Genomic DNA, 12,512 nt, shown 5'->3' on the forward strand with positions numbered 1-12,512 from the left:
TCGCTTCAAATGAAATTCACTGAACTCCGATTAAAATTATTGTCAAGTGAAGTAATCGGGGCTAAAAAACGGAACAATGAGCAAAAAAATAAAAGAGAAAAAATCCAAAAAAAAGGATTCTAAAATCGTAAAGAAAATCAAACAGCACATGTACAAATGGCATCGTGTGATTGGTTTAATTACAATTATTCCAGTAATTTTCTGGACATTATCGGGTTTAATGCATCCATTCATGGCGCATTTTTTCAAACCCGAAATTGCCCATGATAAACTGGAACAACAAACTATTGATAAAAATCAATTGCATTTTTCTATTCAGGAAGTACTGAAACAAAACTTTATTAATGATTTTAAAAATTTCAGAATCGTTCAATTCAATAATGCCACTTATTATCAGGTAAAAATGATTCCCGGTGATTTATTGTACTTTGATGCATCAAATGCAAAAAAGCTGGAAAACGGAGACCAGAAATATGCCGAGTGGCTTTCGAGATATTTTTTGGATGATCAAAAAAGCACTGTAAAAAAGAGTGAAATTGTAACCGAATTTACTTCACAATACAAATATGTAAACCGCTATTTACCGGTTTACAAATTGAGTTTCGATCGCCCGGACACTATGGAAGTTTATGTAGAGACTTCTTCAGGAAAACTGGCAACTTACAATCCAGCTTCACGACAATGGTTTATTTGGTTTTTCGATACTTTTCATAACTGGTCCTTTGTAGATGCCATTTCAAACAACAGTGTACGAATTATCACCATGATTTTCCTGTTATCAATCATTGGGTTTTCTGCCCTGAGCGGTATCTTAATTTACGGTTTATTATGGAAACAATTCAAAAGAACAGATAGTGTACAACCCAAAAAGGGAATTCGAAAATACCATCGCCAAATCGGGATCTGGGTTTCGCTTTTTACATTAACCTTTGCTTTTAGCGGTGCTTATCATGCCACTACAAAATGGACTCCCTACACTTTATCCCAAATGGTTTACGAACCTACTTTTGAAACCAAGGAAATTCCTGTTGCAAACAATGTCATAAATCTAGACTGGAGCCGTTTTCAAAACATGAGTATTATTACACTAAACGACACTACTTATTATCGTTGTCAATTAGTCGAAAAACAAACAAAAAGATTCAAAAAACCAAAAGCAGATTCTAAATGGAATAAAAGTGAAGATCAAAAATCTGAAGTCGTTTACATCAACGCAACTACAAATAAAATTTCGCCAAATCTGGATTTAGAATATGCCGAATTTTTAGCTTATTATTTTACAGATGGTGCACCAAAAGCTTCATGTTGCGAAATGATTGATACTTCCGAAGATGATTCTCAGCCTTCATTTGAAAATATAAAACTATTAGAATCAAAAGTTTTAACTGATTTTGAAAGCAGGGAATATGGATTTGTAAACAAAAGACTGCCGGTAATAAAACTGGCTTATGATACACCTGAAAAAACAACTTATTTCATCGAAACTTCAACTTCAAGATTGGCAGCTGTTGTTAAAAATGCTGATAAAGTGGAAGGATATTCGTTTGCAATTTTCCATAAATTTTTATTCATGGACTGGGCAGGAAAAAACATTCGGGATCTGACCATGGTTTTGGCGGCATTGACCATACTAATTGTTAGTATACTTGGGTTTATTTTGTTTTTAAAGAAGTAGTACACAAATCGAGCGATGAAAAGGATGATTTAATTTATGCCAAACCAAGTTGAAAAAATTTAAGATAACAAAAACAAACACCTGCAATTTTAAAAAAGTTGTAGGTATTTTTATTTTACAAAAATTTATAAAATTTAAATTATTTGTTTAATTCAGATACTAACATTAAAAAAACATCAATAATTTTAAAATTGATAGAAAAATAACTCATTTTAGTTATCTTTATTAAAATAATTCATATGAAAAAATTATTACTCCTATTGTTAATTGCCTTTGTCTTTACTTCCTGTTTACGCCTTGAAAACAATTCCTGGGAAGAAAATCAATATAAACCAGTAGTCCTTCAAAGAAGTGTTTTTGAAAAATCTATTGTATTAGAAAATCCCCAAACAATTAATAAGTCTGGAAAAATTTATATAAAAGGAGACTTAATGTTTATTAATGATGTTAACAAAGGATTTCATGTTTACGATTATTCAGATCCTAAAAATCCTGTTCGTTTACAATTTATAAAAGTGCCTGGAGCAACAGATTTGGCTATAATTGATGATATTATTTACATTAATCAGGCTGTAGATCTGGTAACGATAACATACAATTCTCTTACAAAAAAAATGGACATCAAAAACAGAAATAAAAATGTCTTTCCGCAAAAAAAATCGCCTAATGGTTTTTCTGGCAATCCACGTGAAAATGAAATTATAATTGACTGGAACGAAATCAAATAATACCTTTCAACGTTTTATTCAAAGCTGTTTTTAATAATTTATTTAATTCCCCTTATTTATTAATCCCTTTATTCTGAAAATTCAAATAGCTAATTTTTAAACTTATCCTTAAAATGAGAAAAATTATATATGTATTCACTGTTTTATTTTTAATTAGCTGTTCCGATTCGGATTCATCAGGAAATGGAGAAGTCGGGCAAGGAGGTTCTCTTGCCGTTTTTGCTATAAAAGGAAATTATCTTTATAGTGTGGATGAAATGAAACTAAACGTTTTTTCTTTAATAGATAAAGAGAAACCGGTAAAAGTTAACGAAATTCCAATTGGTTTTAACATTGAAACCTTATTTTCTTATGGTGAAAATCTATATGTTGGATCTAGAAATGGAATGTTTATTTATTCTGTCAAAAACCCTGAGAACCCTACTAAATTATCAGCTGTTCAGCATTTTACTGCCTGCGACCCGGTAATAGCCAACGACACTCATTCTTTTGTAACTCTAAATTCAAATACTTTTTGTGGAAACAATATTAATGTCTTACAGGTCTATGACACAAAAGACCTTAAAAATCCAAAATTAATACATAGCAGAACATTAGCTCACCCTAAAGGAATTGGCTTTTTTAATACCGATTATTTATTGGTTTGCGACGACGTTATAAAAATATTTAATATTCAAAATCCTGCTGAACCCGTATTGGTTCATTCGATAGACAAAGAATGTTTTGATGTAATAATTAGAAATAATACTCTATTTGCAATTGGCAATAACGGAATTTATCATTACGAATTAAACTCCAACAACATAAAAGATGTAAAATTACTAAGCGAAATACATTTCTAATGCTCCTCGTAATAGCGAGCTTCAATCCGTTTAATATCTTTAATCGAATTTCTTGCCCAGGACAAACGTTTTTCTAAAATTTCTTGTTCTGATAATTGCCAATTGATATCTGAATTTCGTAATCTGTTGGTTAAATTCTGAATGATGATCGCTGCCGAAACCGAAATATTCAGACTCTCTGTAAAACCAACCATCGGAATTTTGAGAAAACCATCTGCTTTCTCCAGAATTTCTTCAGATAAACCATCTCTTTCTGTTCCAAAAAACAAAGCACTTGGTTTGGTTATATCAAAATCTTCCAACAGGCAGTCATTTTCATGAGGCGTTGTTGCGATAATTTGATATCCCTGATTTTTTAAAGTTGAAATACAAGTAGCAACCGAATCAAATTGATTGATATCAACCCATTTTTGAGCTCCCATAGCAATTTCTTTATCGATCTTTTTTCCGTAACGCTGCTCAATAACATTCAATTCCTGAATTCCGAAAACCTCACAGCTACGCATTACCGCACTCGTATTATGCATCTGAAAAACATCTTCAACAGCAATCGTGAAATGTTTGGTACGATTCGCCAAAACATTCAAAAATCTCTCTTTGCGGTTATCTGTTAATATATTTTCAAGAAATACGAGGTAATCTAAATCAATCATTTTGGTTTTGTTTGGCGCAAAAATAATAATATTTTATAACATCAGGCAAAATGATCAGGAACCCTCAAAAGCTTTTCCAATCTAAAACTGGTATGCTTTGATTTGTACTATTCCTGAAATCGGTTATTTTTACTAATTACTAACTCCCTCATAAAATAAACTTAATGATCAAGCATCTTTACAAAAGCTTTTTGTGTGCTTTATGCATGACCCTTTTTGCCTGTGCAACAAAACCTTCCAAAGAAATTCCTGTTGGATATGGATGGAGCAATAATTCTGTCAATACCGTTAAATTCAGAAAAAATGCTGTAACTACTTTTAAAAACTTTCAGTTTACAGCCTATTACGATGATAGTGGTGCAGTAGTTTTAGGCAAAAGAAAACTTAATACCAACACTTGGGAAACCGTAAAAACCCCTTACTCCGGTAATTCAAAAGATGCTCATAACAGTATTAGTATAACTGTAGACGGAGAGGGCTTTTTACATGTAAGCTGGGATCATCATGACACCAGACTTCGATATGCTAAAAGTAAATCACCCCTGAGTTTAGATTTGGGTAATGAAGAATCAATGACCAGCAATGCCGAGCAAAAAGTAACGTATCCTGAGTTTTACAATCTTCCTAACGGGAATTTATTATTCTTTTACCGATCCGGTTCTTCCGGAAGAGGTAATATGATTATTAATTCCTATTCTGTAAAAGACAAAAAATGGTCGCAAATTCAGAGCAATCTATTAAACGGCGAAGATAAAAGAAGTGCTTACTGGCAGGCAAAAGTAGATACAAAAGGCACAATACATCTGTCCTGGGTTTGGAGAGAAAGCTGGGATGTTTCAACGAATCACGATATTTGTTATGCCCGCTCTTTTGATGGCGGTTTGAGTTGGGAAAAATCAAATGGAGAAAAATACAATTTACCCATAACTCTCGCATCTGCAGAAATTGCCTGGAAAATTCCGGAAAAATCGAGTTTAATCAACCAAACTTCGATGACAGCTGATGAAAATGGAAATCCTTATATTGCTAACTATTGGAGTGAAAATACTATTCCGCAGTTTCAGATTGTTTATTTAGAAAATGGCATCTGGAAAAAAACAAACACAGCTTTTCGAACTACTCCTTTTTCTTTGGGAGGTGGGGGAACCAAAAAAATCCCGATTTCCAGACCCGATTTATTGATTAAAGAAGAAGGGAAAAATCGTTATTTGTACCTTCTTTTTAGAGATAGCGAAAGAGAAAACAAAGTTTCAATGGCTTACACAAATTTAAACGAAGACAATAATTGGAAAGTAACAGATTTAACCACAACCTCAATAGGCGAATGGGAACCTAATTATGATATTTCACTTTGGGAAAAGCAAAAAAAACTTCATATCTTTCTTCAGAATGTAAATCAGGTTGACGGCGAAGGTCTGGTAAAATCAGAACCGACAATGGTGCGAATACTAGAAGTGAATCAATTACCAAAATAAGTGCAATACAACAAAATGAAAAAGAAATTAGTGGTTCTGACCGGAGCCGGAATAAGTGCTGAAAGCGGCATCAAAACATTTCGTGACAGTGACGGATTATGGGAAGGTCATGACGTAATGGAAGTAGCAACTCCCGAAGGATGGCATAAAAATCAGGAACTGGTTTTGGATTTTTACAATAAAAGACGACAACAGCTTAAAGAAGTCGAGCCAAATTTAGGACACAAAATTTTAGCCGAATTAGAAAAAGATTTTGATGTTTACATCATTACTCAAAATGTTGATGATTTACATGAAAGAGCCGGAAGTTCCAAAGTTTTACATTTGCATGGAGAATTACTAAAAGTCAGAAGTACCAAAAATCGGGATTTGATTTTAGACTGGACAGAGGATTTAGCAACCGGAGATCTGGATGAAAACGGACACCAGCTCCGTCCGCATATTGTGTGGTTTGGCGAAGATGTTCCAGCACTTGAAGAAGCCATTGCCATAACGGAGACCGCTGATTATTTTGCCGTAATCGGAACTTCTCTTCAGGTTTATCCTGCTGCAGGGTTAATCAGTTACACCTATAGCATTACGCCGGTTTTCTACATTGATCCGAAGCCAATTGCAATTCCAAATATTAGAAACAAGGTTGAAACAATCGCAAAATTTGCTTCAGAAGGAGTAGCTGATTTGAGAGAAAAATTATTGAATTTAGAAAAGACAAAATGATTTTTGAAAGCTGTCTACAAGAGTTATCCCAATTTAATCTGGCTTCTCTGACTGTTTTCTTCCTGATTGAAAACTTGGTTTTAATCTATATTTCGGTTTTAATCGGAAGAATAATTGAGCCTGAAAATACCGTTTTAAAAAAGTCAGACCGCAAATGGGTCTTTTCGACCCTGATTTGCAATACGATTATAACAATATTGGGTTTCGAATTGTATCGTTTAGGGATACTAAAAATAGATTTTTCAGCATCAATTCCGGTACTATTTTTTGACACTTTGCTCCTAATCATTTTAATGGACTTTTTTATGTTCTGCTTTCATTTTCTGGCACATCGTTTAAAATGGTTCAACCCTATTCACAAGCTTCATCACACCCATGTTGACACTAATGTTTATAGTCTTTATGTCCTTCATCCAATTGAAACTTTAGGATTCGGTTTTATCTGGCTGTTTTTAATTACGATTTTAAAGTTAAATTATTTGAGCATCATTATTTACCTCATTTTAAATTTATCGTACGGAATATTTGGTCATTTAAAGACAGATGTATTTCCGGATTTTTGGTACAGAAATGCTTTTACAAAATGGATTTCGACTACAAAATTCCATAATGACCATCATAAAAATGAATCCCGTAATTATGGTTTCTATTTCACTATTTGGGATAAAATTTTCAAAACCATAATTTAAACCATAATATAGCTTCAGTAATTTTCAGAAGTTTTAACAATACCTTATATTTGCACCTTTCGAAAAACAACATAACGATGACTACTCTAAACGAATTGAATGCTATATCCCCAATTGACGGAAGATATAGAAGTAAAACCCAAAATTTAGCACCTTTCTTCTCTGAAGAAGCTTTAATAAAATATCGTGTATTAGTTGAAGTTGAATACTTTATTGCTTTATGTGAAATTCCTTTACCACAGCTAAAAGACGTAGATCCAAATTTATTTGACAGTTTACGAAACATCTATAAAAATTTCTCTACTGAAGATGCACTTTGGATTAAGGAGACTGAAAAAGTAACCAACCACGACGTAAAAGCGGTTGAATATTTTATCAAAGATGCTTTTGAAAAATTAGGTTTGTCACAATACAAAGAGTTCATTCACTTCGGATTAACATCTCAGGATATTAACAATACTGCTATCCCGCTTTCAACAAAAGAAGCTTTTGAAAAGGTTTACATGCCTTCTTTAATTTCTTTGATTTCTAAATTGAAAGAATTAAGTGTTGAATGGAAAGACATTCCGATGCTGGCACGTACGCATGGGCAGCCTGCCTCTCCTACCCGTTTAGGAAAAGAGATTCTGGTTTTTGTAGAGCGTTTAGAAGAGCAGATGCGTTTGTTGTTCAACATTCCGTTTGCAGCAAAATTTGGCGGTGCAACAGGAAACTTCAACGCACATCATGTCGCTTACCCACAAATTGACTGGAAACAATTCGGAACTAAATTTGTTGAAACTGGTTTAGGTCTACAACATTCATTTCCAACTACTCAAATTGAACATTATGATCATTTTGCTGCTTTTTTTGACGGCTTAAAAAGAATCAACAATATCATTATCGATTTAGACCGTGATATCTGGACGTATGTTTCAATGGATTATTTTAAACAAAAAATCAAAGCAGGTGAAATTGGCTCATCAGCAATGCCACATAAAGTAAACCCTATTGATTTTGAAAACTCAGAAGGAAACTTAGGAATCGCAAATGCTATCTTTGAACATTTAGCCGCTAAATTGCCAATCTCAAGATTACAGCGTGATTTGACTGACAGTACCGTTTTAAGAAATATTGGAGTTCCTGTAGGACACACTATTATTGCTTTTGAAGCTACTTTAAAAGGTTTGAACAAATTACTTTTGAATGAAGCTAAATTTGCGGAAGATTTAGAGAAAAACTGGGCAGTAGTCGCAGAAGCGATTCAGACTATTTTACGTCGCGAAGCATATCCAAATCCGTATGAAGCGTTAAAAGGTTTAACAAGAACTAATGAAACGATTGATAAGAATGCCATTCATAATTTTATCGCAACTTTAGAAGTTTCTGATGCTGTCAGAGCAGAATTAATGCAGATAACTCCTAGTAATTACACAGGAATTTAAAGAAAACCTAAAATATTTTGTCAAAAAAAGCTATCTTTATCGGGATAGCTTTTTTTATTTAATACGGAATCCAGTGCAGATTACTTCACTTAACTTTTATTTTTATAACAGTTAAGTGAATTCCATTTGAAATAAAAGCTTTTTGTAAAAAAACATATTTTTTTTAGATACAGAGCGCCCAACGGAAACTCCTGGCGCTATTTAAAAATAGGTGTTTTGAATAAAAGCTTCGAATGGAAATCTGAATTAAGATCCTGAAAAAAATACCGCCTTTTTATATGATTGCCTTAACCGCCACTGCCGAAAGTACACACCACTTACAACCTTTAATCAGTGATCTGGGATTAATCCTGATGACTGCAGGAATCGCCGTTCTGTTATTTAAAAAAATGAAACAGCCTCTGGTTTTGGGCTACCTGATTGCAGGTTTTTTAGCCGGAAACCATTTTGATTTTTTTCCTTCGATAACTGATATGAAAAGTGTTGAAGTCTGGGCTGAAATTGGAGTTATATTTCTGCTTTTTAGTTTGGGACTCGAATTTAGTTTTAAGAAACTAATGAAGGTTGGCGGAACCTCATCTGTCACTGCTATAACGCAGATTGCATTCATGACACTCATTGGTTATTGTGTCGGACAATGGATGGGCTGGAACAAAATGGACAGTATTTTTCTTGGGGCAACGCTTTCGATTTCTTCCACAACTATTATTATCAGAGCGTTTGACGAATTAGGTGTTAAAGGAAAAAAATTCGTTGGAATTGTTTTCGGAGCTCTGATTGTTGAGGATATTGTTGCGATTTTAATGCTTGTTTTGTTATCTACTATCGCTGTAAGTAATGAAGTATCAGGTGGAGAACTATTACAATCTGTCTTAAAACTAATTTTCTTTTTAATTATTTGGTTTTTGGGCGGAATCTTTATTATTCCGACCATTCTAAAAAAAGCCAAACATCTTTTAACAGATGAAATGCTGCTCATCATTTCACTGGCCATGTGTTTGATGATGGTGATTTTTGCTGCAAATGTTGGATTTTCTCCTGCTCTTGGGGCTTTTATAATGGGTTCTATTATTGCAGAAACTACTCAGGCAGAAAAAATTGAACATTTGATTCAGCCTGTAAAAGACTTATTTGGAGCCGTTTTCTTTGTATCTGTAGGGATGTTAATTAATCCGGGAACATTAGTTGATTTTGCACTTCCTGTTTTGATTATCACGCTGGTAACTATTTTTGGAAAAGCATTCAGTTCTTCATTTGGCGCATTATTATCAGGCCAGCCTTTGAAACAATCTGTACAAACGGGAATGAGTCTGGCGCAAATTGGAGAATTCTCTTTTATCATCGCCACACTTGGTATGACACTTAAAGTTACAAGTGGTTTCCTGTATCCTATAATTGTAGCCGTTTCTGCCATCACAACCTTTACCACACCTTTTTTAATTAAATATTCTGAATCGTTTGCGTTAGCTTTAGAACAAAAGATGCCGAAAAAATGGGTAAAAAACATTAACCGTTACAGCGTAAATGCTCAGGCAATTAAATCCGTAAGTACCTGGCAGATTGTGTTGCGCTCTTCGATAACCCAAATTATTCTTCATACCATAATCATTACTGCAATTGTTTTATTATCATCCAAATTTGTAGCGCCTTTAGTAGCCGATACACGTTTTGGAAATACATTGGCAGCTTTATTAACTTTGGTTATAATCGCTCCGTTTTTATGGGCACTTTCCCTGCGTCGTGTCAAAGTTGAAGAGGTTGAAAGATTATGGGAAGAACGCAAATATCGCGGGGCTCTCCTGATGCTTATTTTAATTAGAATGAGTTTGGGATTATTTTTCGTTGGATTTTTACTGAATATTTTCTTCTCTCCCCTAGTCGCTTTTATTGCATTGATAATTGCGATTGGAGCTTATCAAATTTTTCCTAAAAAATTAAACGAACAATATCATAAAATCGAAAATCACTTTTTGAAAAATTTAAATGACCGCGAAAACAAAAAGATAGACAGAAGATATGCCAACTTAATGCCCTGGGACGGTCACATGTCTATTTTTGATATTGGAAAAGAATCGAACCTTGCCGGAAAAACATTAGAAGAATTACGTATTAGAGAATCAATGGGAATTAATATTGCGTACATCAGACGTGGAGAAGTCACAATTTCGATTCCGACTAAAACCGAACGTTTATTTCCAGGAGACGAAATTTCAGTAATTGGTACCGATGCCCAAATTACTGAGTTTACTAATTATTTGAACCAGAATGAAATTGAAGCTGCTAAAAATATAGAAGAATCTGAAGTCGTACTGCGTCAGCTGGAAGTTTCTAATGAAGACTTTATGGAAAAAAGCATTGGTCAGTTTAGAGGAAAAACAGGGGGAATGGTGGTTGGAATCGAAAGAAACGGAAACCGAATCCTAAATCCTGAGTCCAGTTTGATTTTACAGCAAAATGATATTATCTGGGTAGTTGGTGACAAGAAGAAGATGGCTGAGTTGCTAAAAACCCACTAAGAAGCTCAGATACTAAGTTGCTAAGTTTTTCCTAATGACAATAAACTTATAAGGTGCTAATTTTCCAATATTATGATCTTGGAAAATTAGCACCTTAGTATCTTAGAAGCTCAAAAAAAGCTTATTTATTTGGCTGTGGTGTCAAACGTAAATACGGTTTGATTGGTGTATGTCCTTTTGGGAATTTTGCCGGAATATCACTATCCGGAACTGCCGGTGAAATCACCACATCCTGACCATCTTTCCAGTTAGCCGGAGTTGCCACGCTATAATTTGCCGTTAACTGTAAACTATCTATTACACGAAGTAACTCATCGAAATTCCTTCCTGTAGAAGCCGGATACGTTAAGGTAAGTTTGATTTTTTTATCAGATCCAATTACAAAAACAGAGCGCACTGTAAATTTATCGCTTGCATTTGGGTGAAGCATATCATACAAATTCGCTACCTTTTTATCCTCGTCAGCAATAATTGGAAAATTAACTGTTGTATTTTGAGTTTCGTTAATGTCTTTGATCCACTCTAAATGTGACTGTAAACCGTCTACACTCAAAGCGATAACCTTTGTATTTCTTTTTGTAAATTCCGGAACATAATTCGCTACTGTTCCTAATTCAGTTGTACAAACAGGGGTAAAATCTGCAGGATGCGAAAATAAAACACCCCATGAATCTCCCAACCATTCATGAAAATTAATAGTTCCCTGCGTAGTTTCTGCCTGAAAATCCGGAGCTATATCGCCTAATCTTAATGTTGACATAATTATATTTTTTAGTTACTCTAAAATTAACTAAAAAATACATTCAGAATACAATCATTATTTAAAAATTAGTTAAAATTCTATTTTCCCTATATAATTAATTCATAATCAAATTAAACTGACAATAAAGTACCAAATTGCAAGGGTTAGGAAAGAAACCGGAATCCCAAAACCAATCATCATGCTGCTTAATTTTGGCTTCAAACCATAAGTCGAAGCCAGAATCGCACCCGTAATCATGGGTGCCATAGCAGTTTCCATTATCGTGATTTTTATAGCCTCAGAATGCTGGTTGAAAATAAAGACATATATAACTAAAAGGACAAATGGAACCAGAATAAGTTTGAAGAAAAGTCCCAGACGTAAAAATTTCCAATGTTGGCTTTTACGATCAAAACTCAACTGTAATCCTACCGATAATAAAGCAAGAGGGGTTACAAAACTTCCTGTTTTCAATAAAATAGATTGAATATTCAAATCTAAATCGTAGTCATATACATTCATTAAACAGGCCAGAACAAACATGATGAACGGAGGAAATAAGAGTATCTTCCTGATGATGCTCAACGTATCGGGACTCCCTTTAGAATAAAATGCAGCTACAAAAACCCCTAATGTTGAAACCATTACAAATGTTCCGGGCTGATCTACCAAAACTGCTGTTTCTAATCCTTTTTTTCCAAACAAAGCTTCAATTATAGGATAACCTAAAAATGATGAATTGCTTAATCCTGCAGTTAAAATCAAACAGCCAATGAGTTTATTGGACCATTTTAATTTCTTTCCTAAAAAATGAAAAAACACAAATGCCAGAATAAAAGTAATCCAGCCCGCTCCTATTGGAAACAATAATTCATTGCTCCATTTTATTTTCGGAATATGATATAAGGTGATAGCAGGAAGACATAAATAAATGACAATTTTATTTAAAACCTTGTATGTATTAGACGGAAAACCTTTCACTTTTTGCAAAAGCAATCCTAAAAATAAAAAAAAGAATATTAAAATAAAGTTGTTCATAAACTTTATAGAA

Annotated in this window: 11 protein-coding genes; 8 read left to right on the plus strand and 3 right to left on the minus strand. The window is 33.8% G+C overall.

Translation table 11 applies throughout. The annotated features are described in order from the left end of the window. The first annotated feature begins 76 nt into the window (after window positions 1–76). The 3 genes from JE46_RS15180 to JE46_RS15190 all read left to right on the plus strand — a co-directional run bounded on the left by JE46_RS15180 (window position 77) and on the right by JE46_RS15190 (window position 3,245). Window positions 77–1,675: a PepSY-associated TM helix domain-containing protein gene (locus JE46_RS15180; RefSeq protein ID WP_031456132.1), complete on the plus strand. Its 1,599-nt coding sequence runs from the start codon at window positions 77–79 to the stop codon at window positions 1,673–1,675. A gap of 239 nt (window positions 1,676–1,914) precedes the next feature. Further along, on the plus strand, window positions 1,915–2,403 hold the full coding sequence (locus tag JE46_RS15185; RefSeq protein WP_031456133.1) for a hypothetical protein: 489 nt from the start codon (window positions 1,915–1,917) through the stop codon (window positions 2,401–2,403). Between the two features lie 113 nt (window positions 2,404–2,516). Continuing rightward, on the plus strand, window positions 2,517–3,245 hold the full coding sequence (locus JE46_RS15190; RefSeq protein ID WP_031456134.1) for an LVIVD repeat-containing protein: 729 nt from the start codon (window positions 2,517–2,519) through the stop codon (window positions 3,243–3,245). Here the strand turns inward: JE46_RS15190 and JE46_RS15195 are convergent. After that, window positions 3,242–3,898, minus strand: coding sequence for a TrmH family RNA methyltransferase (locus JE46_RS15195; protein WP_031456135.1), 657 nt, complete (start codon window positions 3,896–3,898; stop codon window positions 3,242–3,244). The genes JE46_RS15190 and JE46_RS15195 overlap by 4 nt on opposite strands. A gap of 164 nt (window positions 3,899–4,062) precedes the next feature. Between JE46_RS15195 and JE46_RS15200 the strand changes: the two genes are divergently transcribed. From JE46_RS15200 to JE46_RS15220, 5 genes are all read left to right on the plus strand, one after another. Beyond that, on the plus strand, window positions 4,063–5,373 hold the full coding sequence (locus JE46_RS15200) for a BNR repeat-containing protein (RefSeq protein WP_031456136.1): 1,311 nt from the start codon (window positions 4,063–4,065) through the stop codon (window positions 5,371–5,373). 15 nt (window positions 5,374–5,388) lie between these two features. After that, window positions 5,389–6,090 carry an SIR2 family NAD-dependent protein deacylase gene (locus JE46_RS15205; protein WP_031456137.1) on the plus strand — a complete coding sequence of 234 codons (702 nt, stop codon included), beginning with the start codon at window positions 5,389–5,391 and terminating at the stop codon, window positions 6,088–6,090. Next, window positions 6,087–6,779, plus strand: a complete 693-nt coding sequence (locus JE46_RS15210) for a sterol desaturase family protein (RefSeq protein WP_031456138.1) — start codon at window positions 6,087–6,089, stop codon at window positions 6,777–6,779. The genes JE46_RS15205 and JE46_RS15210 overlap by 4 nt, the downstream gene beginning before the upstream one ends. Before the next feature lie 77 nt (window positions 6,780–6,856). Further along, window positions 6,857–8,203 (plus strand): adenylosuccinate lyase, encoded by a 1,347-nt coding sequence (purB, locus tag JE46_RS15215; protein ID WP_031456139.1) that lies wholly within the window; start codon window positions 6,857–6,859, stop codon window positions 8,201–8,203. 278 nt (window positions 8,204–8,481) lie between these two features. After that, a complete protein-coding gene (locus JE46_RS15220; RefSeq protein ID WP_031456140.1) occupies window positions 8,482–10,719 on the plus strand; it encodes a cation:proton antiporter domain-containing protein in 2,238 nt (745 codons plus the stop codon). A gap of 121 nt (window positions 10,720–10,840) precedes the next feature. Here JE46_RS15220 and JE46_RS15225 read toward each other — a convergent pair whose 3' ends face one another. Then, window positions 10,841–11,479 carry a peroxiredoxin gene (locus JE46_RS15225; RefSeq protein ID WP_031456141.1) on the minus strand — a complete coding sequence of 213 codons (639 nt, stop codon included), beginning with the start codon at window positions 11,477–11,479 and terminating at the stop codon, window positions 10,841–10,843. Between the two features lie 108 nt (window positions 11,480–11,587). Continuing rightward, complete coding sequence (locus tag JE46_RS15230; protein ID WP_031456142.1) at window positions 11,588–12,499, minus strand: AEC family transporter; 912 nt, start codon at window positions 12,497–12,499, stop codon at window positions 11,588–11,590. Between the last annotated feature and the right edge of the window lie 13 nt (window positions 12,500–12,512).

Origin of the sequence: Flavobacterium chungangense LMG 26729, assembly GCF_000735715.2 — a bacterium.
Lineage (GTDB): Bacteria > Bacteroidota > Bacteroidia > Flavobacteriales > Flavobacteriaceae > Flavobacterium > Flavobacterium chungangense.